At 57.7% G+C, this 24285-nt stretch carries 14 protein-coding genes and 2 rRNA genes; 12 read left to right on the top strand and 4 right to left on the bottom strand.

The annotated features are described in order from the left end of the window. The 4 genes from VEH04_16225 to rsmH form a co-directional block, all read left to right on the top strand. Window positions 1-401 (top strand): 23S ribosomal RNA (locus VEH04_16225); the annotation flags it as partial. A 174-nt stretch (window positions 402-575) separates the two neighbouring features. Then, window positions 576-691, top strand: a 5S ribosomal RNA gene (gene rrf, locus VEH04_16220). A 92-nt stretch (window positions 692-783) separates the two neighbouring features. Then, complete coding sequence (locus VEH04_16215) at window positions 784-1635, top strand: SDR family oxidoreductase (GenBank protein HYG24325.1); 852 nt, start codon at window positions 784-786, stop codon at window positions 1633-1635. A 47-nt stretch (window positions 1636-1682) separates the two neighbouring features. After that, window positions 1683-2762 carry a 16S rRNA (cytosine(1402)-N(4))-methyltransferase RsmH gene (gene rsmH, locus VEH04_16210; protein ID HYG24324.1) on the top strand — a complete coding sequence of 360 codons (1080 nt, stop codon included), beginning with the start codon at window positions 1683-1685 and terminating at the stop codon, window positions 2760-2762. A 34-nt stretch (window positions 2763-2796) separates the two neighbouring features. Here the strand turns inward: rsmH and VEH04_16205 are convergent, their stop codons facing one another. From VEH04_16205 to VEH04_16195, 3 genes are all read right to left on the bottom strand, one after another. After that, window positions 2797-4587, bottom strand: coding sequence for a pseudouridine synthase (locus VEH04_16205; GenBank protein HYG24323.1), 1791 nt, complete (start codon window positions 4585-4587; stop codon window positions 2797-2799). A gap of 496 nt (window positions 4588-5083) precedes the next feature. Continuing rightward, window positions 5084-5455 carry a VOC family protein gene (locus VEH04_16200; protein HYG24322.1) on the bottom strand — a complete coding sequence of 124 codons (372 nt, stop codon included), beginning with the start codon at window positions 5453-5455 and terminating at the stop codon, window positions 5084-5086. Between the two features lie 8 nt (window positions 5456-5463). Further along, window positions 5464-6423 carry an aldo/keto reductase gene (locus VEH04_16195; GenBank protein ID HYG24321.1) on the bottom strand — a complete coding sequence of 320 codons (960 nt, stop codon included), beginning with the start codon at window positions 6421-6423 and terminating at the stop codon, window positions 5464-5466. A gap of 134 nt (window positions 6424-6557) precedes the next feature. Here VEH04_16195 and VEH04_16190 point away from each other — a divergent pair, with 134 nt between their 5' ends. The 8 genes from VEH04_16190 to VEH04_16155 all read left to right on the top strand — a co-directional run bounded on the left by VEH04_16190 (window position 6558) and on the right by VEH04_16155 (window position 20841). Next, on the top strand, window positions 6558-9575 hold the full coding sequence (locus VEH04_16190; GenBank protein ID HYG24320.1) for a two-component regulator propeller domain-containing protein: 3018 nt from the start codon (window positions 6558-6560) through the stop codon (window positions 9573-9575). Beyond that, a complete protein-coding gene (locus VEH04_16185; GenBank protein ID HYG24319.1) occupies window positions 9572-10288 on the top strand; it encodes a response regulator transcription factor in 717 nt (238 codons plus the stop codon). Before VEH04_16190 ends, VEH04_16185 begins: the two co-directional genes overlap by 4 nt. Window positions 10289-10403: 115 nt before the next feature. Next, on the top strand, window positions 10404-13133 hold the full coding sequence (locus VEH04_16180) for a right-handed parallel beta-helix repeat-containing protein (protein HYG24318.1): 2730 nt from the start codon (window positions 10404-10406) through the stop codon (window positions 13131-13133). A gap of 21 nt (window positions 13134-13154) precedes the next feature. Further along, window positions 13155-14507 carry a Gfo/Idh/MocA family oxidoreductase gene (locus VEH04_16175; protein ID HYG24317.1) on the top strand — a complete coding sequence of 451 codons (1353 nt, stop codon included), beginning with the start codon at window positions 13155-13157 and terminating at the stop codon, window positions 14505-14507. A 113-nt stretch (window positions 14508-14620) separates the two neighbouring features. Beyond that, window positions 14621-16378, top strand: coding sequence for an alpha-L-fucosidase (locus VEH04_16170; protein HYG24316.1), 1758 nt, complete (start codon window positions 14621-14623; stop codon window positions 16376-16378). Beyond that, entirely contained in the window at window positions 16378-17847 is a 1470-nt protein-coding gene (locus VEH04_16165) for a hypothetical protein (GenBank protein HYG24315.1), read from the top strand. The genes VEH04_16170 and VEH04_16165 overlap by 1 nt, the downstream gene beginning before the upstream one ends. Before the next feature lie 131 nt (window positions 17848-17978). Beyond that, the gene (locus tag VEH04_16160; GenBank protein ID HYG24314.1) at window positions 17979-19979 is read left to right on the top strand and encodes a hypothetical protein; all 2001 of its coding nucleotides are present in this window, start codon (window positions 17979-17981) and stop codon (window positions 19977-19979) included. 67 nt (window positions 19980-20046) lie between these two features. Continuing rightward, a complete protein-coding gene (locus tag VEH04_16155) occupies window positions 20047-20841 on the top strand; it encodes a prepilin-type N-terminal cleavage/methylation domain-containing protein (GenBank protein ID HYG24313.1) in 795 nt (264 codons plus the stop codon). A gap of 272 nt (window positions 20842-21113) precedes the next feature. Here VEH04_16155 and VEH04_16150 read toward each other — a convergent pair whose 3' ends face one another. After that, window positions 21114-24173 carry a hypothetical protein gene (locus VEH04_16150; protein ID HYG24312.1) on the bottom strand — a complete coding sequence of 1020 codons (3060 nt, stop codon included), beginning with the start codon at window positions 24171-24173 and terminating at the stop codon, window positions 21114-21116. Window positions 24174-24285: the final 112 nt, after the last annotated feature.

Raw genomic sequence — 24285 nt, 5'->3', positions numbered from 1 at the left:
GATGTCGGCTCATCGCATCCTGGGGCTGGAGAAGGTCCCAAGGGTCCGGCTGTTCGCCGGTTAAAGCGGTACGCGAGCTGGGTTCAGAACGTCGTGAGACAGTTCGGTCCTTATCCACTGTGGGCGCAGGAAACTTGAGGGGTTCTAACCTTAGTACGAGAGGACCGGGTTAGACGCACTTCTGGTGTGGCAGTTGTTCCGTCAGGGGCATCGCTGCGTAGCCATGTGCGGAAGAGATAAGCGCTGAAAGCATCTAAGTGCCAAGCTCCTCCCAAGATAATGTTTCCCGGGGCGCAAGCCCCCTAAAGACCACGGGCAGACTACCCGTTTGATAGGCTGGACGTGTAAGTGGAGCAATCCATTCAGCCGACCAGTACTAATCGGTCGTGCGGCTTGATCGCTTTTTTCTTTCGGATCCTGCAGGTGCAAGCCTGTGGGCGATGTTTGAAAATGCGATTTTAACTCGCGAATTGGGTTTTCCCCGAATCCCTGTGTGTAGATTTCAGAGAATCCCGAATGTTTCGGTAAGGTTCTTTAATATTTGGTTTTGGATTTTTTATCTGGAACCTTCAGTTTTTGGTGGCAATACCGCAGCGGTCCGACCCGTTCCCATTCCGAACACGGCCGTCAAACGCTGCAGGGCCGATGGTAGTAGTCTTATAGATTCTGCGAGAGTAGGTCGCCGCCAGTCTTTAATTAAAACCCGGAGCATCAGGCTCCGGGTTTTTTTTTAGTAGGCAGAGAGCCCAGTTGCCGCGGGCCATTCCGAAAGCATGTTCACCTATGAATTCGGAAACTGCATTGATCACAGGTGCGTCGAGCGGAATCGGCCTCGCCCTGGCACGTGAATTTGCGAAGAACGGTCACTCCCTCATCCTCACCGCCCCGAAGGAGGAGGAGCTCCGCGCGATCGCATCGAACTTAAGTGCCGACTTTGACATAAAAGTAGGCGTCATTCCTGCCGATTTAGAGGACCCGGAGTCTCCCAAACGGATTCACGACGCAGTTTTACGGGATGGTGAACGGATCGATATCGTTGTAAATAACGCCGGCCTCGGATATCGGGGGAATTTCTGGGATATAACGCTCCACGATCAGCTTTCGATTGTCCGGGTCAATATCGAAGCAGTGATGCGACTGACGCATCTATTTCTTCCTGAGATGATTTCGAGAAACCGCGGGCGGGTGGCGAACACAGCCTCAATTGCCGGTTTTGAACCCGGCCCTCTTTTGGCTGTATATCACGCAAGCAAAGCGTTCGTGCTTTCATTTACGGAAGCCCTCGCGACAGAGCTTGAAAAGACTGAAATCACGGTGACTGCAATCTGCCCCGGACCAACGGATACGGACTTTTTTCCCAAGGCGGGAATGGTCGATACGAACGCCTTTCAAAAGGCCCACGTTATGGCACCGCAGGATGTCGCCGCTATCGGCTATCGAGGGATCATGCGCGGGGATCGCACAGTAGTCGCGGGAGGGTCGAATAAAGCGCTGGTCTTTGCGCGAAGATTCCTCACCGAAGGTGGCCAGGCCAGGCTAAACAAGAAATTTTACGAAAAGGCCAAGCCGCAAAGCCGGAAACGCCAGCGAGGGGACATTGAACGGAAGGCTGAAGAGAAGCAACTTTCAGAATAGGTGAAAGTTTCTCGCGCGCGCGAGCGGTTTTGGAGAGATTCCACTGAATGCCCGACCAAAGCCCCTCAGAATTGAATCACGCGGCTGGCCAGGTAGCTCACAAGCGCCGAAAACGTTACGCCGGCAAATATCCGCGCCATTTTCTTGAGAAATACAAGGAACATTCAGAATCCCTTGATCCTGAAACCATCTCCAAGGTAATTGCCGCGGGAAAAACTCCTGCGGGAACTCACCGTCCCATCATGGTTCGAGAGGTCTTGATGGTGCTGGATCCGAAGCCGGGGGAAATCGCCATTGACTGCACTCTCGGATATGGAGGGCACACGGCCGAGATCTTGTCCCGATTGCAGCCTGGCGGACGACTGTTAGGGCTGGACGCCGATCCCATCGAATTGCGTCGAGCCGAAGCCCGACTTCGCGCGCTAGGCTGGCAGGACAGCACGTTTTCAGCGCACCGGATGAATTTTGCAGGCGCTTCAAAGGCGTTAAAGTCAGAAAACCTGACGGAGGGTGCAGACGTGATTCTGGCCGATCTCGGAGTTTCTTCGATGCAGTTGGATGATCCGTCACGCGGTTTCTCCGTCAAATTCGATGGCCCGTTGGACATGCGTATGAATCCTGAACGTGGCCAGCCGGCTTCTGTGTTTCTGAAATCTGTGTCGCCGCAGCGCCTTGCCGCGATACTTCTGGAAAATGCGGACGAAGCCCAGGCTCACGCGCTTGCGATTGCCCTGGCGGGGAAGTCGTTTCCGACCACCAGGGCTCTGGTTGCAGGGGTTCGTGAGGCAATCCCACTGCGGGATCGAAACGATGTGGATCTTACGGTTCGCCGTGTCTTCCAGGCGATTCGGATCGAGATTAACGATGAGTTCTCAGCGTTGGAGAGTTTTCTCAGAAACCTTCCAGCCTGTTTGAAACCAGGCGGACGCGCCGCTGTGATTAGCTTTCATTCGGGTGAGGATCGTCGCGTCAAAAAAGCGTTTCGAGCAGGATTCGAAAATGGGTTTTATCAGGAAATCGCGCCGGATGTGATCCGTCCCGACTTCGACGAACGCAGATCGAATCCGCGATCAACCCCAGCCAAACTGCGTTGGGCCCGGCGTTCCGCCGCTGCGATATCCGACTGATCAGCCAATGGTCGGGATTGCAGAAGGCTACGTTTCAAGAGGCAACCCAAACCGGCGCTGGCGCAGCAAACTCCACGGCCTTTTTTGTCAGCGGATGAAAAAAGTGAATGCGTTCCGAATGCAATTGCAGCGGTTCATCCAGAGTTGAAAGGGTCTGAACGTGCCCCAGCTTCTTATCTTGCAAATACACGGGATCGCCAACAACCGGGAACCCCAGGTGCCACAGATGAACGCGGATCTGGTTTGTGCGCCCCGTTACCGGCCGCGCTTGTAGCAAAGCTGTTCCATTGCTATTCCGGCGAAGGACTGTGAACTCGGTGCGAGATGGTAACCCGCTTTCAAAATCGATTTCCCGCGTGCCGACTTCAACAGCTTCGGCACTGATCGGCGCATCACAAACGAATTCATCTGCCTGCGGATGACCCCAAACGCCGGCCAGATAAAATTTCCTAACATCGCCGCGAACGAACTGTGGCTGCAATAGAGCAGCAAAACGGCGCATGCGGGTAAGAAGCACGACGCCCGTCGTATTTGCGTCGAGACGATGCGCCTGCTTTGGCTTTTCCGGGAAATAAACCTGATTCAGAATGTATTGCAGCGTGTTGCGATTGAATCGTCCGCCAGCGTGCATCGGCAGCGGGGCCGGTTTGTTGACAACGATCAGAGCTTCGTCCTCGTGAATTATCTGAATGTTCCCGTTTACATTCGGTTCCACAATGCCGGGGAACCTGTGTAAATAACGTTCCCCGGCATGGACAATCTGTTCTGCAGCGGCACGCCGCTTTTCGCTGTCGAGTATCAATCCGCGATCGCATTGGACCCGCCAGTGCGCAGCCGGTATGTGTCGGACGATTTGACTCAGTGCGTCACAAAGGGCGTGACCATCGCAGTTGGACGGAATATTCAACGGGCGGTAGTTGTCGTAAGGCAGCCCGCCGGGAAGAGGGTCGGTGCAGCGCTGGATTGCCTTGTGACGTTCCTCGATCAAAGCCGCCCTTCGTTGGTCGGGCGTTTTGAAGCAATGCGGACATGACTTGCCCGCCACATAGCGGGCGTCCTCCTGCTCGGCGCGACTCAGCGGGACCAGGCAAACGAAACATTGAGTCGAATCGGTTTCGTGCAATGAGGGATCGACTCCGACACGCTGGTCGAACACGAAGCACTCGCCTTCGAAATGTGCGCCACCGCATTGCTCAAAGTATTTTAGAATTCCTCCCTCGAGCTGAAAGATATGTTTGAATCCCTGCATTTCCATGAACGGCCCGGCTTTCTCGCAGCGGATACCCCCGGTGCAAAACATGACAACGGGCTTTTCCTTCAGTTCGGACGGCAATTGGCGGACGGCTTCGGGGAAATTGCGAAAGTGATCGATGCCGATCGGCAGCGCGTTTTGAAACGTTCCCAGCTTCACCTCGTAATTGTTTCGCGTATCCAGGAGCGTGATAGGCCTGCCCTCATCCAGCCACTCTTTGAGCTTCTTCGGCGGCACCTTCGGAGAAGTCCGTGAGCCCGGAGCAATGCCCTCGATGCCGAACGCGATGATCTCTTTCTTCAAACGAACAAGCATTCGGTTGAACGGCTGATGATCACTTTCGCTTGTTTTGACATCGAGGTCGCCCAGACCGGGAATCGAACGCAATTCGGCCAGCAACAGTTCCACATGGGGAGGCGATCCTGCGACGAAGAGGTTGATTCCCTCAGGGCTCAGCAAAATCGTGCCGCGCAAAGACCAGCCTTTGCAGAGGTCAAGCAGGCGGCCCCGGAGCGGTCCGAGATCACTCAAAGGCGCAAACCTGTATGCGGCAATGTTAAGAAACGTTGGCATTGAGCCGCGAAATGTAATCGGAAATGTACACGCTGCCAACGGCTACATTGGCTGGCAGGAATCCGCAAACGTTCACCGGGTCTTGTGGCGTTTGCGCGATTTGTTGAAAGTCGCCGCGATCCTCAAGAATTCGCCCGCAGCCCGAGAAGGCGGGCGTTGTTTTGGCCAACTGGCAGCAACTGCCGCATTGGGCTGGGTTTCGAAAGCGATCGGTGTTCTACAGTCCCGCGGCATTCATGGACCATGGCTTCGGCGCAACCAGTGTGCCGCGCTGGAGCAGCGGTGAGGAAATACATCAATGACTGCGACGCTGCCCGCTGCGTTCCATCGGACGGGCCGACTGGCGCGGCGAGTTAAACCGCGGCGTCTTCGTTCGCAACTGTTCGCGGCTTGGCTTCGTCGGATTATTCCGATTCCACGTGATCTCAGATGAATGATGACGCTTCTTCATGGAACAATTTACGCACGCGATTTCGCGCGGCAACTGGGAACCTCCCTAGGGCCGCGCCCGGTGGCAGATCTCGAAGCGATTACCCCATGGATCCTCAAAGAACAGAGCATAATAGTTTGTTTCGTAATCCATCGGCCCTTCGATATTTCGGGAACCGGCTCGACGAACAACTTCGCTGAGTTGATCGACCTCATCGCAGCTGTTCGCTCGAAATGCCACCCTGTTCTCATTTGCTACATGTGTTCTTGACTCCGTGACTCCGACGAACGGCTCGAACTCTCCCGCCTCGAACTGAAGCCAGCCCTCGATCTGCACTGGTTGTGTGAACCCAAGGGCAGGAAGAAGCGACTCGTAATACGGGGTCGCAGCCGCCAGATTTGGAACACGGATGTCGATGTGATCGAAGAATTGGCGCATGAATGCAGTCAGCTGGATTTTGACGCATTGATCGATTCGAGTTCCTGCATTTCGGCTGGATTCAGCCGGAATTCCAGTGCGCCGATAACCCCTTCCACCTGCTTCGGCGTGCGTGCGCCAACTATCGCGCCGGTCACGGCGATGTTTCCGAGCGTCCAGGCGATCGCAACTTCCGCGGGCGAACGTCCATGCTGCGCTCCTATGTTCCTCAATCGTTCAACGATTTGCAAATGCCGCGACAGTTGTGGTTCCTGAAAGCGCTCGTTGCGCTTGCGCCAGTCGCCTGATGGAAGTGACGCAATCCGCTCGCGCGTCATCGTTCCGCTCAGAAGGCCGGATTCCATCGGCGAGTAAACGATGACGCCGACGTGCTCGCGCTGACACCAGGGAAGCTGTTCCTTTTCGACGTCGCGCCGAATCAATGAGTAAGGAGGTTGAAGACTTGTGATGGGCGCGATTTCATGCAGCGCCTTCATCTCGGCAACGGTTGCATTGCAAACCCCAATTGCCCGGACCTTGCCCTCTTTCTGAAGCGCCGCGAGCGTCTGCCAGCCCTCAATCGTTTCCGCCATGTCGTCGGCCGTCCAGTGGATCTGATAGAGATCGATCACATCGGTCTCCAACCGCTTCAGACTTTCCTCGCATTCGCGCCGCACGGACTCTGCCTTCAAAGAGTAGCCCACCTTGCCCTTGTCGTCCCAGATCATGCCGCACTTGGTAAAGACGTAAGGACGCTTTCCTTTCCATTCCGCAAGGGCGCGTGCAACAACCTTCTCCGAATGCCCCAGCCCATAGACGGCCGCCGTGTCGATCCAGTTTATCCCAAGTTCCAGTGCTCGATGAATGGCGGCAATCGATTGCTTGTCGTCCTGCGATCCCCACCCGAATTCCCAATCTCCGCCAATGGCCCACGACCCGAATCCAACTGGGCTGATGGCAATATCTGAAAGTCCCAAGGCCTTGTTCATGCCGGACGCTATCACAGATTTCGCTGCTTTCAACGTGGGGAAGCGCGAGCGGCGGACCCTCCATGATCGCCGCGGTTTGAGTCATCCACACCTCGAACGTTTTGCGTTTGTTGTCATCCTTTTTCTGTTGCAGGATGGCTTCGATGAAAAACCATCCATTGACGCAATGGTTGCAAGGTTTTGCCTTAATGGGATGGATTTTTCTGGCCGTGCCGCTCCAGGGTTTCGCCGCGTTCCAATCCATTCGCAATATCCAGTCCGACCACTGGCAAACCTCCGATGGTTTGCCAAACCACAACGTTGTTTCCCTGGTTCAAACGGGCGACGCCTATGTCTGGCTTGGAACAACCGGTTCCACAAACAGCCTCGTGCGTTTCAACGGAGTCGAATTCGCCTCTCCGGCACCCATGACGGCTGGCGGCGACCGGGACCACACGCGGCTCGCGTCCGGCAGGGAAGGCAGCTTATGGATCACCAAGTCGTCGAACACCAACTCGCTGGTGCGGTGGCAGCATGGGCAGGCGGCTCGATTCGAAATCGCTCTGCCGCGCCCAGGCGCAAGGGGAATCCCCCTGTATGAAGATCAGCGCGGGAATCTTTGGCTGGGTGGAGGTGGGTTGCTGGTGCGGACGGCTGAGGGGCACGTACAACGATTCCCCACGTTCGCCGAGCAGTTCGGCGAAGTGCGGCAGATTGCAGAGGATGGCAGCGGCACAATCTGGCTGGCCACCAGCCGGGGCCTGGTGCGTTGTCAACCGGATGGTTTTGATCGCCCCTATCCAATCACCAACCGGTTGACCGGTGTGTTCTGCAGCCGCGATGGAAGCATGTGGGTGGGCAGCGATCTGGAACCCGCCCTCGTTCAGATTACGTCCAGGGGCGGATTGATTACATACGCCCGAGCTGAAGGTTTGGGCCCGGTTGGTGTCTGGGCGATGTGCGAGGACGCAGAAACCAACCTTTGGGTCGGGACTTATTCGGGGCTTTATTGTGTGCGCGAGGGCCGGGCTTTCGCGGTCGAGGAAACGGATCTGCGAACCGCGTTTATTTTTTCCCTGCTTTACGACCGGGAGGGCAGTCTTTGGATCGGCACCGCAGATGGGTTGTATCGCATCCGCAACAATCCGATTGAGCACTATGGATCTTTGGATGGATTGGGGCCAGTCAGCAGCATTACAGCTGGTCCCAGCGGAATTTGGGCGAGCATCTTTTCCCGCGGCATCTTCCGGCGAGAGGGTGAGGTGTGGACCAACCGCGTGGCGATTCCCGATCTTCTGGGCGACTTCCGGTTCATGGAAACCACCCAGGGCGACCTTTGGGTTGCCACCGACACGCGTTGTTATCGCGTTCGCAACGGCAGAACCATTCCAATGCGAACCATCGAGGGACGGGCAGTTTTCTGTGAGGCTGGGGACCGCATTTGGATCGTCACGCCCACCAACCTGTTCTCGTTTCATGACGAGACCCTCACATCGATCGGAAATGGATGGCCCGCGATGAGCATTACCGCGGTAATCACCAACCGAGACGGGGGCGTGCTGATCGGATCCTCAAAAGGTTTGTTCGAATGGTCTGGTAAACTCAGCCAAACGCTTGACCTGGGAAAGCAGATTCCAGGATCGCGCATCACCGCGCTCGAGTGGGAGGGCGAAACCTTGTGGCTGGCAACTGATAAGGCCGTTGCGCGACGCCGGTACGATTGGAAGTCCATCGATGCGGAGGGCGTCCTGTCGGAACTGGGCCGCATCAACAGCATGCTCGTGGAGCGGGATAATCTATGGTTCGGTTGTGCGAATGGATTGTTCCGAATCCGGCGCAGTGACGTGGATCACTATCTCGAGGGCGCGGCGCGGCAGCTGGGCGTGGTGCAGTTCGGCAAGGCGCAGGGGATGCGAGCTGGTTATCTCGGCGGCTCCCCATGGGGCCAGGGCGCGGCGCGCGGCGCCGAGGGACGTCTCTGGTTCGCGTCAAAAACTGGCGTCGTCGCAGTGAACCCCAAGGGCCTCCGGGATCCCGAACCGCCGCCTCTGGTAATCGAGCACGTATTGTTGGATCAACGGACGGCTCCCGGGTTTCCTAAAAATCCAGAGGCCGAGATCAACGTGCCGCCTGGGACGAGCAGCGTGGAAATTCATTATGCCGCCTTGACGTATGTGGAGCCGGGAAAGGCGGTTTACAGGTACCGATTGAAGGGCTTGGATCCGGAGTGGGCCCACGCGGGAAACAATCGGGTGGCGCGGTTCACCAAATTGCCGCCTGGCGAATACGAGTTTGAGGTGCACGCCCGGAATGCCAGCGGCGCCTGGAATGAAAACGGAAGCCGGGTCCATTTCGTGCAAGAGCCGTTTTTCCATCAAACGCGGGCATTTTTGATTTTGTGCCTGCTTCTGGGAATCGTGGTGCTGCTGCTTCTGGCCGCAGGGGCCACGGCGGTCGCCCACGGTATTTCAACGCGCAAGATGCGGCAGCGGCTGGCGCTGGTGGAAGCGCATCAGGCGCTGGATCGAGAACGCGCACGGATCGCGCGCGACATTCATGATGACATCGGCTCAACACTGACGCGCATTGTGCTGCTTACCGAGCTGGCCGGACGCGAGCCGGAACAGGTGTTCACCCCCGAGGGCCATTTATCGGCGATCCGGGGTGCTGCGCGGGAAATCACCCGGCGCCTGGACGAAATCGTGTGGGCGATCAATCCGCGCAACGACACGCTGGACGCGCTGGTTTCGTACCTGAGCAAACTGGCAACCGATCTGGCGCGCACCGCGGGATTGCGATGCCAGTTGACCATTCCTCCAGTGATACCCAGGCGGCCGATGAATGGCGCGGAACGATTGAACATTTTTCTCGCCTGCAAGGAGGCAATGCACAATGCCATCAAGCATGCCTCCGCCCGGAAATTGCAGCTCCGGATGACGCTTCAGGAGGACGGATTCACGCTGGAAATTTGCGACGACGGCGTGGGATTGCCATCGGCGATCCCCGAACAACGGGGCGACGGTCTGGGTAACATGCGCGAGCGGCTGGCAAAGCTGGGAGGGACTTGCGAGTTCAACAGCGTGCCCGGTGAAGGGACCACCGTCCGTTTCAAGGTCATGCAACCCAGATTAGAATCGCCCGTGTCCATCAAACAGGCGACTTGCCGGTTATGACGAAGCACAACAAGGTTGTGAGGATGGGAATCGCAAGCGAAACGCCAAAGCCGGTGGTGGCGCCGAGTTCGACGCGAAAGCCGCCGGGCAAGATCCGCGTGGCTATCGTGGAGGACGACGCCGAGTTGCTCGCCGCGCTGGCGAGATTGATCGATACCGACGCGGGTTTTCAAGTGGAAGGACGCTTCAACTGCAGCGCCGCGGCGCTGGAGGGTATTCCACGATTGAATCCTGACGTTGTCATCATGGACATCAATCTGCCGGATGTGGATGGAGTGGAGTGCGTGCGACAGCTCAAAATGATTTGTCCCCAGCCACAGGTGCTGATGCTGACAGTTTATGAGGATACGGAAGCGATCTTCAGCGCGTTGCGGGCCGGGGCGGGCGGTTATCTGCTGAAGCAAACTTCGATTGAGGAACTGCTCGGGGCGTTGCGCGAGATCAATCGCGGCGGCTCCCCGATGAGCAGCCATATCGCCCGGAAGGTTGTTGAATATTTCAAAGAGGAGGCCACCCCCAACAAGGAAATGGAGATGCTCTCCGCGCGCGAGCGCGAAGTGCTTGAACTCGTTGCGGAAGGTTACCTGTTCAAGGAAATTGCCGACCGGATTGGCGTGAGTTTTGGAACGGTCCACACCTACAGCCGCCGCATCTACGAAAAGCTTCAAGTGCGCTCGCGCACTCAGGCAGTCGCCAAGTTTCGGCGCGGCTGACAAACGGCAGGCAGTTGGCGTCGCGCTGCAGGATAGGCGAAGGGTGTCTCCTGTTTAGTCGACAGGACAGCGTTCCCGGGTCTGCTATTCTGAACCCGAAAACGTCACCACCTAAATGCCATTGATCATCACCTTTGCCTGCCGCTTGTTGTCCGTCCTCACTCTTGCGGCGATAGCTTTGAACCCTCCCGCGCTGGCAGCTGAACTGTTCGTCAGTCCTGCGGGCGATGATTCAAATCCCGGAACGCAGGCCCGGCCGTTCGCTTCGGTCGAACGCGCGCAAATGGCCGCTCGCTTTGCACGATCCACGTCGCCCGGATCCAGCGTGATCGTTACGTTTGGCCCGGGAGTGTATGAGATGCAAAGGTCCCTGGAATTCACACCCTTGGATTCCGGAATCTCGGCAGAGCAACCGACGGTTTACCGCGCCCAGCCAGGCGCCGAAGTGATCATAAGCGGCGGCCGGCGCGTCACTGGCTGGCAGGCGGATTCCCAAAGACCGGGGATATGGAAGACGCGCATCCAACGAACAGGGGATCAGGCCGCGGGCGAATGGCGTTTTGAGCAGCTTTGGGTGAATGGAGCGCGAGCCACGCGTGCGCGAACGCCGAATGCCTGGGATTTCTCGATTTTGAAGGGGGTCGCGGAAGAGCCATCTGGCGATCGCAGGCGGCCTTATCGACATACATTCACTGTGAAACCGGAAGATGCTGCAGCACTGCGGGGCTTGCCAGCGGAAGAATTGCAGGATGTGCAGATCCTCGTTTTTCACAAATGGGACACAACCCGCGAGCGGCTTCGAGAAGCTGCTCCTGCCGATGGACGATTAGTTTCCGATGGGGCAGTCATGAAATGGTGGAACCAGATGCAGCGCGGGGGCCTGTATCTGCTGGAAAACTTTCTGGGAGCGCTGGATTCGCCCGGTGAATGGTTTCTGGATCGCGAAGGCTGGCTATATTACCAGCCGCGACCCGGCGAGGATCTGAGCAACGCGGAAGTGATCGCGCCGATGCTGGAGCACCTGGTGTCGATCCAGGGAGCGCCCGAAATGCAGGTGCAGCATCTTCGTTTCGAAGGTTTGAAGTTCCGTCACGCGGAATTGCGAATTCCTCCGGAGGGGTATGCTCCGAACCAGGCTGCGATGAATGTGACGGCGGCGGCCATTGCGCTGGACCATGCCCGCGGGATTCAATTCACCCATTGCGCCGTTGAGCACATCGGCGGCACGGCCATCTGGTTCCGTCGAAACACCCAGGATTGCGCCGTCGAACATTCCCGCGTGTTTGACGTCGGCGTTAGCGGAGTGCGCATCGGCGAGACCGGGATTGTTCCGAGCGACGTCCGGACAAGCGGCATCACGGTTGACAATTGCATCATTCAGAGCGGAGGGCGAATCCGGCCCGATGCCGTGGGGATCTGGATCGGCCACAGCGCGGACAATGTGATCCGCCATTGCGACGTCGGGGATTTCTTCTACACCGCGATCTCGGCGGGCTGGCGCTGGGGATATGGAGAAAATGGAGCGAAGCGAAACCTGATTGAGTTCAATCATCTGCATCACATTGGTTACGGAATATTAAGCGACATGGCGGGCGTTTATACGTTGGGCAAATCAGAGGGAACGGTGGTGAGGAACAACGTGATTCATGACGTCTACGCGGGCAGCTACGGCGGTTGGGGACTGTATTGCGATGAGGGAAGTTCGCACATCCTCTTCGAAAACAATCTGGTTTACGACGTCCTGGATGGCGGCATGCACCAGCATTACGGGCGCGAAAATGTCTTTCGGAACAACATCCTGGCATTCAGCCGGGAAACGCAGATGGCCGTCACCCGCGCTGAACCGCATCTGTCGTTCACGTTCGAGCGGAACGTGGTTTACTGGGATCAGGGGGAATTACTGGCGTATGGCGGTTGGAAGGGTGCCAAAGTGCAGTCGCGCACGAATCTTTATTGGAGGCCGGCAGGGCAGAAAATTGATTTCGATGGCAAGACATGGGACCAATGGCGGGAGCAGGGAAACGACGCCGGTTCGATCATAACCGATCCGCTCTTCGTGGACGCAGCGCGCCGCGATTTCCGGTTGCGGGCGGATTCACCCGCTTCGCGGATCGGGTTTCAACCGTTCGATCCGCGACGCGCGGGCGTTTATGGTTCTACTGCGTGGAAGAATCTGGCAGCGGACCGAACGTGGCCCCCGGCATTTGTGACGCCCACACCGGACCCTGTTCAACTTCACGACGACTTTGAAGATCGCACGGCATCGCCATTGCTGAATGTGGCCAGCCTCAACCAGGGGAAACGTTCGGACTTGATCGTCATCACGAATGATCCCGCCGACCCAGGGAACCATTGCCTTCGATTCGAAGACGCACCGGGCCTGGATCGCGATTTCTATCCATTCCTGAATTGGAATCCGCATTACTCCTCTGGTGTGGCAAAACTGAAATTCGCGATCCGCCTCGAGACCGATGCTCAAGCCAAATGCGAATGGCGTTATGGGAGCCGTGGCATCGTGGGGCCCAGCGTGGATTTCCGTGGCGGGGGAGTCTGGGTTCGGGGGCGCCAGTTGTTGAGCGTTCCCGCCGACACGTGGTTTCAAGTCGAAATGCGCGCCACCCTTGGCGAGCCCGAGCCTCGGTGGGATTTGATCGCCACGCTGCCAGGCGCGGCGCCGCGTGAGTTCAAAGGGTTAACCTGCGATTCGCGTTGGGCTGGTGTTGGCTGGGTGGGTTTTATTTCCACTGCCACGCAACGCACGATGTTTCACCTGGATAATATCAAGATGGAGAATCCAGGTGCGGTTCAATGCTCAATGCTTCGGAGCCATTCCATGGCCGACTAAAATGCAACTACTATCCTGTCTATGAAAAATCGGACCCGGCGCAGCTTCATTCGACACGCCGTCATGGGAGGCGCGGGCGCTTTCGTGTTTCCCAGGCTGATGTCTTCGAACATTTGGGCTGCGGAAACCCCACCCAACTCCCGATTGACCATCGGATTCATTGGCATGGGAACGCATGCGCGGTCACTGCTCAATTCGTTTCTCAGGCATGACACCCAGGTCGTTGCGGTGTGCGATGTGGATGCCAACCGCCGTGAGGAAGCCCGGCAGCGGGTGGATGAATTCTATGCTGGACGGGCAGGCGCGACGATGCAGCCGGCGAGTTGTGCCGCTTACAAGGACTTCGAGGAAATCATCGCACGCAAGGACATCGACGCCGTCTGTATTGCCACTCCGGATCATTGGCATGCCATTATCACGCTCGCTGCCTTGCGTGCCGGCAAGGACGTGTATTGCGAGAAACCGCTCACGCACAACATCCACGAAGCCGTTGAGGTGATGAAAGCCGTCACCGGGAACGGCCGCGTGCTCCAGACCGGTTCCATGCAGCGCTCCAGCAGCGAATTTCGGGTCGCGTGCGAACTGGTTCGCAATGGTGCGATCGGAACCGTGAAAAGCGTGGAATGCAGTTTCGGCCCGCCGCCCATTCCCTGCGATCTGCCAGAGGAACCGATCGAGCCGGGGCTGGATTGGGATCGATGGGTGGGGCCCGCTCCGATGCGGCCCTATAACTCGATCCTGAGCCCCAGAGGAGTGCATAAGCATTATCCTCGCTGGCGTCTGTATTCCGAGTTTGGCGGCGGCATCGTCGCAGATTGGGGCGCGCATCATCTCGATATCGCGCAATGGGGCCTGGGCATGGATGCAAGCGGGCCGGTGCGGGTTCTGCCGCCAAAGAGCAGGGGCGACAAGGAAGGCGCGCAGCTGGTTTATGCCGGAGGGATTTCGGTGAAACACGTGAACGGTTTCGGAGTGGATTTTTCCGGCAGCGAAGGCCGGGTGCGAGTGAACCGCGGAAAGTTCATATTCGAGCGCGAAGGAAAAGTAATCGCTTCGTGCAGGGGAGAACCTGACGAGGAAACCAGTGTGGCGCAGCAGGTTAAAATCGCGCAGGAATTCCTCAAGGATTCGAAAGTGAACCTGTACGTGAGCAAGAGCCATGTGGGCGATTTCCTGAACTGCGTGAAGTCGCGACAACAACCCATCACCAACGCGCAAGTCCGCGGGCGTTCGGCAATTTGTTGCCACCTGTTGAACCTGGCCTATCGGCACCATCAGGAGATTGGCTGGAATCCCGAACAGTTATCATTCGCCACGGGCGGGGGTGACCTCAAGTGGTTGACGCGCGAATATCGTGGTCCGTGGAAGGTCTGAGCATGGATGAATTCAGGCGACACGACAGCGAGCTAGCAGACGTCGCAAACTTCCGCGCGCCAATTCCAATGACAAAGCTCGCGAATCTCTTCTCAATCCAACCAGCTGTAAACATGAACCCATTATTCTCTTATCTTCAGGCCCCGTTCCGATATTTCATCCTGTGGGGACTCGCTGCGACGGCCATTGCACACGGCGCGGACATGCGTGAACAGAACGACGCGCGGATGGAATGGTGGCGCGAGGCGAAGTTTGGCCTGTTCATTCATTGGGGCGTCTATGCGGTTCCGGCGGGAACCTATCAGGATAAGCCCGTCGCAGGCATTGGCGAATGGATCATGCTTCGCGGCAGAATTCCCGTCGCTGAATACCGCGCGTATGCCACGCAGTTCAATCCGGTGAAATATAATCCCAGGGCATGGGCCAAACTGGCGAGGGAGGCCGGCATGAAATACATCGTCATCACGGCGAAACATCATGATGGGTTCGCGCTTTTCCCTTCGGACGTGACGGACTGGGATATCGCCGACGCCACGCCGTACGGCAAGGATTTGCTCGGGCCGCTCGCAGCTGCGGCCCGCCGCCAGGGATTGAAGTTCGGCACGTATTATTCCCAAGCTCAGGATTGGACGCATCCCGGCGGCGCAAAATCCGGCCACCGGGAAGGCGGAGGCTGGGATGAGGCGCACAAGGGAAATTTTGACGAATACCTGGAGAAGATCGCCGTGCCGCAAACGCGCGAGATCCTGACGCGAATCAAGCCGGACATTCTGTGGTGGGACACTCCGGACTGGATGACGACCAATCGGGCAAAGCGGCTTCACGAACTCACCGCGCTGCGGCCGGGGTTGATCACGAACAACCGCCTCGGCGGCGGATATCGCGGCGACACGGAAACTCCCGAGCAGCACGTTCCTGCCACGGGCTTCAAGGATCGTGATTGGGAAACCTGCATGACGATGAACGACACCTGGGGTTACAAGAGTTACGATCACAACTGGAAATCCACCGAGACGCTGCTCCGCAACCTCGTGGACATCGTCAGCAAAGGCGGCAATTACCTCCTCAACGTTGGCCCGACGGCTGATGGCCAGATTCCCGCGCCAAGCATTCAGCGCCTCAAGGAGATCGGCGCGTGGATGAAGGTCAACGGATCGAGCATCCATGGCACGACTGCCAATCCATTCGCCAAATTAAGCTGGGGGCGTTGCACCAAGAAGGTCACCAGCAAAGGCGGCACGCTCTACCTGCATGTGTTTCATTGGCCAAACGATGGGCGTCTCGTCGTTCCCGGCCTGAAGAGCAAAGTGACTCAGGCCCGCGTTCTCGCCACGCGTCAAAAAATCAAAGCGAGTGTTGAAGGCGACAGCGTGGTTTTGTCCCTGCCAACCACAGCCCCTGACGCCGTTGCCAGCGTAATTGAAGTGAATTTTGCCGGGCCTCTCGAAATCGAGCGGATTCTTCCCGCTCCAGCGGCGGACGGCCGCATTGTGCTGGGCGCGGATATTTCCGATCTGCATAACAGCATGCACGCGAATGCGAAGGTGGAAGGTTCGGGCGCCGATGCGAAGATCACACACTGGGATAATCCTCAGTCGCGGGTGACTTGGGAATTCCGCGCAACTCAGGCGGGGACCTTCAACATTCAGGCCGATATCATCGGATCCGGTTCCGGAAAGCTGGTGTTGCTGCTGGATACGAGCCATGCCGTGGCGACGGTTCCAGAGGAAAGTTCCAAGGCGGCGCGCACCATTGACCTAGGGTCCATTTCGATTGCGCGCCCGGGCGACTACACACTGGAACTCAAGCCAGACAAATCGGAGTGGAAAGGATTCGAACTGAGGCGGATAACCCTCATTCCCGCACAGTGATGAAAAAGAAATTCTCCCTATTCCAATGGCGGCCAGGGGTTCGGCTGGCATTGATGCTCGGCGTGCTGCTGGCAATCACTCCCGGCGTTTTGGGAGCAGTCCGAAAGCCGATCGCGTTGCACCCGGAAAATCCGCACTATTTTGAGTTTCGCGGCAAACCGACCGTGCTGGTCACGTCTGCGGAGCACTATGGCGCGGTGATCAACCTGGATTTTGATTATCGCAAGTACCTCGATGCGCTGGCGAAGGACGGGTTAAATAATACGCGCCTTTTTTCGGGCGCATACGTTGAGCCGCAGGGAGCGTTCAACATCGCCCGCAACACCTTGGCGCCGGAGGCGGGCCGCTTTATCTCTCCGTGGGCACGCTCCAATGTTCCAGGTTATGCAAAAGGCGGGAACAAGTTCGATCTCACAGAATGGGACGCCAACTACTTCAAACGGCTCAAGGCGTTTATGGCCCACGCCGGTCGGCGCGGGATCGTCGTGGAATACGTATTCTTCTGCCCGTTTTACAAAGAGATGCAGTGGGAACTCAGCCCGCAGAACATCAGCAACAACATCAATGGCATCGGCGCAGTCACGCACACGAACGTTTACACGCTGGACAAACATGGCGGGCTGCTCGCGGTTCACGAGGCACTCGTCCGCAAGGTGGTGGCCGAGCTCAAAGAGTTCGACAACGTGATGTATGAAATCTGCAACGAACCGTATTTCGCCGGGGTGACGATGGAATGGCAGCACCGGATTGCCGACGTGATCACGGATGCCGAGAAGGACTTCCGGAACAAACATCTCATCACCCAGAATATTGCGAATGGCGCAGCCAGAATTGAAACGCCGCACCCGGCTGTCTCCGTGTTCAATTTCCACTACGCGCATCCTCCCGAAGCCGTGGGCTTGAATTATCACCTGGACAAAGTCATCGGCGATAATGAAACCGGATTTGCCGGAACGAACGATCGTCCCTATCGCGTCGAGGCGTGGGCGTTCATCCTCGCGGGCGGTGCGCTGTATAACAACCTGGATTACTCATTCGCCGTTGGGCATGAAAGCGGGACGTTCGTTTATCCCAGGACCCAGCCCGGCGGCGGAAATACGGGGTTTAGGCGGCAAATCAAGACCCTGAAGGACTTCATCCACGGCTTTGACTTCGTGAAAATGAAACCATGGGACGGGATCGAAGTGGTGTGCCTGAACACCAATCACACCACGCACGTGCTGGCGGAGACGGGAAAGGCGTATGCGATTTACATCGGCCCGAAGAAACCGCGTGAAGCAGCGAAGCCGCAGGACCATGAGGCCACCATTGCGGTTAACCTTCCCGCAGGGAGGTATCGCAGCGAATGGATCAACCCGCTGACTGGGAAGATCGACCGGCGCGAGACGCATCGCCACCGCGGTGGGCGGCTTGTCCTTCAATCGCCCGTGTACCGCGAGGATGCCGCGCTGAAGCTGGCGCGGCGGTAGGCTGGCGCCGCGTTTGAAAGGATGCGAACGGAGCGTGAGGGCACTGTCTCCTATTTAGTGGACAATACAAACGCGGTCGCCGCGGGCAAAGTGTTCACCGTTTTCCAACCCCAACCCGAACCAAAATGCCAATGAAAATTCCGACCCTGCATTCTCCGCCCCTGAAGGTTGGCCAGTCGCTGGCCACCATAGTTGGACTCCTGTTGACCGCCACCAGCCTGAACGCCGCCGTCATCTTCCAGTCGGATTTTAACGGGCCCGACGGTGGCACGGGCGGACCCACCGACATGGTGACGATCGGTGGCACGGGCGCAATCATCGCCGACGGCACCACTGTTGTGGGCGGCATCTCAAACAGTCATCCGTTCACTCCAAGCAGCGGCAGTTACTTGAATGTGAAAAGGCTGAACAGCGAGGGAACAGTTTATATCCCGGCACAATTCACATTTGCCTCGGATGCCAATTCCTGGCTTGCGTGGCAGGGCGCGGACATTCCGGGCCAGGGGGAAACCACCAACACCGCCTTGCACGCCGCCTTTGACGCATTCTTCCGGATCAACAGCGCGGTGGATGCAACGACGATCTCCTCCGCTTTTCGTCCGATGGACGGCGTGGTCTGGGGCGGAGGCGGGGGCGACGGTTTACGCGTTTGGCTGGGAGGCGACAACAAGAAGCAGATCATCATGGAAATGATCGCACTCAAGTACGACGACTTCAGCCCGGCAGCCATTTCGGATTTTGTCGGCGGACCGGGCGCTTCGTCCGACAGCTTGAGACGCGTCACACTCGGAGGCGGTTCCATCGTTGCCGGCGTCCCTTATCATGTGGCGTTCACGCTGACCACTGACCCAACAGGACTCACCACTGCAAAACTGTTTGTCATCGCCGGCACCGACGAGATCAACCCCGGGCAATTGCCCGTATCGTGGGCATCCTTCCGGCTGAACGCCGCGGTGATCAGCAATGCGTTCGTAAATGTCCCTTGGAACTACGGCATGGGCCATGGCCCGGCAGGTCCGTTTGACATCGATTACGAAACCTCCCGGATCTACGACAGCGTCCCGGAGACATTCACGGCCTTGGAAGGAACCCCGCCGCCTTCGGCCTTGATTTTTCAGGCCGATTACAATGGGCCGGGCAACGGAACGGGCGGCACGAACAATGTGGTTACCCTGGGTGGCGGCGCGACGCTGGGAGCCAACACGGTGAATGGCACCAACTACCTTTCGGACGCGAACCCTTTTGCTCCCGGGAGCGGAAAATATCAGGAGGTCATCTTTAACGGGACAGGCGTGAACTACAACTGGGTCAATCCCTTCACTCCAGTCAGCGTCGCTCAATCGTGGAATGCCATGATCGGGGCTCCGCTGGTTTTCAACGGCCGCACCAACCTCAACCTGAACGGCGCGATGGATATTTTCGTGCGCCCAGTCTCTCTGACTTCCCCGACCGACATCAGTGGATTTCGATTCGACCTCGGGTTCAGCGAACCCATGCGGATCATCTTGAATGGCAACAACGCAGGTTTCCTGCAGTTCCTGCTTCAAGCGAGGAATCCCACCGCCAACGCGTTTGGAACAACCCCCGACAGCTACACGGCATCGAGCACTCAAGGGTTGGAAAACGGCCTGGCCGCCATGGACAATCCGTTCACGGCCGGAGAAGTGACGCATGTCGGATTGACCTTCAACACTGACACCAACACAGGGTTGATCACAGTCAAAGTATTTGCAGCACCGGGAACCGGGCCAATCGACACGACTTCGGAGGAGGCGTTGCTCGGCACCCAGATGTTCTATGCGGACGGGAGCAAGTTGATCAAAACGCAGCTGAACTGGCCTCTGCTGGCGGCCGTTCCCGCGCCGGCTGTGTGGAATTACGACTCGGTGCGGCTATACCGGAGGGATCCGGGCACATTTGCCGGACTGAGCTCGGTGTCTGCGCCCATGGTATTCCAATCGGTGGTTGCCGAGGACGGCGAAGTCACCTTGACGTGGACTGGTAACGGACAACTCGAGTGGGCGCCTTCAGTGGAAGGTCCGTGGGAGGCCATCACGCCGGCTCCGACGTCGCCGTACACGGAGGAGTTGGTCCCGGGCGATGCCCGCTTTTATCGGTTGCTTGGTTTGTAAGGCTGAAAGCGGACCGTCACTCCACGCGGGGTGACGGTTCCGCGTTTCGCAACTTTGCTCGGAATTTATGAATACGATGGAACTCTTAAAAGCGACTGGGGCTCGGGCGCGGAGGTCGGGTTTTACGTTGATCGAACTGCTGGTGGTCATTGCGATCATCGCCATTCTGGCAGCCATGCTCCTGCCCGCCCTGGCCAAAGCGAAGGCCAAGGCAAAAGCCATCGCTTGCATGAACAACGTCCGGCAGATCAGCCTCGGCACGGCACTGTACGCCGGAGACAACAACGACTTCATGGTTGCGCTGTCCCGTTTCTCAGATGCCCTTCCCGCCGACGCGTGGATTCCCTCCACCGACAAGATTTGGTGGCCCGACGCTTTGCGGATTTATATGGCCACCTCCAATGCGGTCAAATGCGTCAGTGTCGAAAAGGGATTCGGAATTGGGATGAATCATCCGAATGTCGGGACCTACGAAGATCGTCCGCAGATCAAACTGTCGCGAATCCGGCGCCCCTCCGAAACGGCGGCGTACGCGGATGCGGGACAGATCTCAAATCCGACGGAAGCGAATTCCGATCTCTGGAAAGAGGATATGAACGCCACGGCGCCGGTTCACTATCGAACGCGGAATAACGGGAGCCTGTTTGATTCGCTGCCGCAACGCCCCGTCGGACGCCATTCAGGGCGTTGCAACGCTGGCTTCGCAGACGGGCATTCCGCGAGCATTCGGGTGAGCGCGCTTGGCCTCGGCAAGGAATGCTGGCCCGGAAAGGATCCCGGCACAGGGGCCAACGCGACGGGTGACAAAGGCCTTGGCGGAAACGGTTACCATGATCCCCGGTGGTTGTGGGATCTCGAATAATCCGAAAGCGGATTTTCTCGAATAGCGATGGTGATGACGATTTCGTCTGAAGCGGAAGCGGTTTCAACCTCCGCGATTGGTTCCCAGTCAGAAAATCGGAAGAGGTTCATCCGCCCAACGGGCACCCAAGAAATAAGAAGTTGCCGCTTCCCCGAACCACAGCACTCCCATGAATTTCTTTTCCCAGGTAGTTCTGCTTCCTTCTTCGGATTCCGTTTCGAAGTTTGGGTGACGATTGAAATGCGCCGCTTCCAGAGGACTGCGAGAACACATCACTCTGGCGTTTTCAGCCGGTAGAACCGGCTTTCACCGGGTCCAACCGCCTGGACACTTGGCGAGGTAGTTATCGGCGGATCAAACGATTCCCAAGGTCCGTGAACAGCAGGCGCCCATTGAAGTTGGCCATTACCCGTCCAGGAAATAGTGATCTGGCCAGGTGCGGATACGGTGGACTGGAACTTCGGTAGTTCCGAAATGATCGGCAAATTCCCATTCCAATCGATCCGCCGTGCCGCTTCCCCGGTGTCAGGATCGTGAATCGTCAGGACATTGTTCACCATCGTCACCATCGGTTGATCGGGTGAGAGGCGCGCGTCGAGATCCGGCCACGGGTCGGAAGGATCGGGCACGCCGTTGAGGGTGGTTTCAGGAAACATCCGCACTTTGCCGCCGGTGTCTGATGCAAGGTTGGTGTCGTATTGGGTCGCGATGGTAACGTTACGGTGATCTGTATAAGCGACCGCCAGAGACGGTGTGTCACCGGAACCCCAGGTGACTTCCGGTGTCCGGGATGCCAGGGCTGATTGAAACGCGGCGAAGGAATCGAATTCGCCTCCGCTGGCCATGCTCGTGCCGATCTCAATGATGAAACCTGTTTGCGAGCGCCCTCCGTGAGGAACGGCGGTTGCATGAATGATCCTCCAAAAGTTGTCCTGTTGCGGCACGCCCGCCGACGTCAGGGTGCGAATGCCGATGTAGGTGTGGCCTTCCCGCAGAAAATACCAGGTTGTGCCATCGGCATTGGTCATTTCGCTGGTTTCATCCATCGTGAGCGGATACCGCACCGCGCAATCAGTGCGCAATGAATTCCAATGTTCGCTGCGCCGCAGGCTCGGCGGGTTCACGTTTCGATCAGTCAAATAGAAGTCTTGGCGTCCGGAGGTTGGCCAGGGATCGGTTGGCGGAATGTTGAACATGACAATGGCCGTGCTTTGGTGGTGCGCCACCTGCATGAATGGCGAGTGCGGAGCCTGCCACCATCCCAACCCGCCCTCATCCGCGCGCCAATACGGATGCCCCGCCTGGATGTATTGCAGCCTGTCGGTCGAACGGTAGGCCAGGCCCATCCTGCTCCCGTCCTGCAAATAGAATCCCACCGGCACATGGTAGCCAACGACCGAACTCAGGGCGAATTCACGATCGCGCCAGACGCGACGTCGCGCGACGTCGCTGAATATCGGATAATTATTGTGCGGCCAGTTGGGTTCGGAGGTGCGCACCCAGTGCGCTTTGCCCGGCGTATCACTGCTGATATTGGCTATCCGTTCCAGCGCGGGAAGCAACGGGTAGGAAGAAAGCGCCGGGTAGACTGGAAACAGTGTGTCGCTGAACGTGGTGAAGCGGCTGGCGTCGGGAACGCTTTGATTCCAGAACAGCCAGTTCAGCAGCAGCGTGGCGTTTTTCTCGCCGTCCTCCGCGCCAGGGCCAATTCCACCGTTGAGGAAACAAAAGTTATTGAACCGCGGATAGGGATCGAGGATGTAGCCTTCGTACACGTTTGCCGCGAGCTGCGCAAGGATGTGGAGCAGCATGGCTTCAGCAACATGTTTGACCTCGGGATCCTGCGCGAACTCGTAGAGGTGCTGCAGCGGGATGATGTGGACCATCAAATAATTGGGCGACAGCGCCTCGGAAAAGGAGCGGCTGTAACGCAACTTTCCCTCCTTGCGCAGTTCCTCCTTGTTGCGGGCCATCAAAGTCGCGGAGCTTACCTTGGCACTGCCACTCCCGCCCGTGTGCCATTGGCCGGACGGAAACTTCTGCGTCAACAGGTATGAATTGGCGAGCCGCATCAAATGATGGTTTTCAGTTCCGCCGCCATACCAGTTATACATTCTCTGCGCATCGGCACCAATCCGCGCCAACTGCTGGGCGTCGAACCGATCCGCAAATTGATGGATGGCGCGGACAATGCCCAACGGCAGAAATTCGGAGGACGAGAGATCCGCTACAGTCAATTGCGCCAGCAGGTTTGTCGTATAAGTGACCGCGAGGTTGGATTGCGGAGTGCCCGCAGGATGGTTGTGAAACGTGGCGAGATTGTAGGGCATTCCGTATTTGCTCGGGCTGGGCCCCGGCCAGTTAAGCCCCAGCAGCCATTGTTTTCGCGACGTGAACGTCGACCAGTCCGGCGGGGGCGGTTCGGGGAATTCCAACAATACATCGGCTGCAGGAAATATTTCCGGAACGGCGTCGTACAGGCGAATCGTGTCGTAATCCGCGCTGGTGATCGACGTAAAGGTGGCGCCGTTGGGCCGCGCCGACATCGACCACGGGCCTCTGGGAAGTGGGTTGGCCCCGATCGCGTCCGCATCCGCATAGAACGATTGTTTTGCCAGCAGGTTGCCCACACCCACCGTGTCGGAACTCGTGTCCATCTGCCCTGTGCCCCCTGTTCCAAAGACCTTGATGGTAATCTGTCCGTTTTCCGCCGTTTCGATGGTGAAGCCCAAATGCGTCACGCTGCCGAGCGTGAACGGACTGGGAATGCTGGACATTCCGCCCGGCAATGAAAACGAGTTGCCCGTCGTAAAGGCACCGGGAGCCGCGCCCAAGGCCGCCGAGGAACTGGTTAACACCTGCAACTGGAAAGAGGTTCCGCTGGCAAAAATGATGCGAAACGGCTTGTTGATCACGACGTCGACCGGGCGAAACCATCCGGCGCCAGATGCGATGGAGTTCGGGCGCACGAAGATTTCGAACGCACCATTCAGGTTCAAATAATTCACCCCGTTGATGTGGATCGAATCACCCGTCAACGCGGCCCACGAATGGTCCGGGGACACAGGATTGAACGTCGCTATGGTGATCGTGCCCGATCCAGCCGGAGCGGTGGATTTTAAGTATGCGCCACTGCTATTGTTGAAGGGGTCGCCGCTTTGGATGGAGCTGGATGCCGAAAGCGTGCGCGTCGCCCCGAGCGTGGCACCGCCGCTTTCCTGAAAGATGAGGCCACCGTGAGCCACCGGCACCGGCGTGAGCAATGCACCGCCCAGGCAGCAAGCGAGAAGCGGCGACGTGACGATGCCATTCACTCCGGTCAAACTGCGCAAAACGAACTTGAGGCCCGATATTTCTGCAAACGTAGTTTTTGTGATCGATACATCATGCCAGTGGAGCCGGGAATGTCGCGTCCACTAAAGAGGAGACAAGGGCGTGTGGGGT

The organism is Verrucomicrobiia bacterium (genome assembly GCA_035629175.1).
GTDB lineage: Bacteria > Verrucomicrobiota > Verrucomicrobiia > Limisphaerales > DASXHY01 > DASXHY01.
This window is presented reverse-complemented; position numbering and strand designations above follow the sequence as displayed.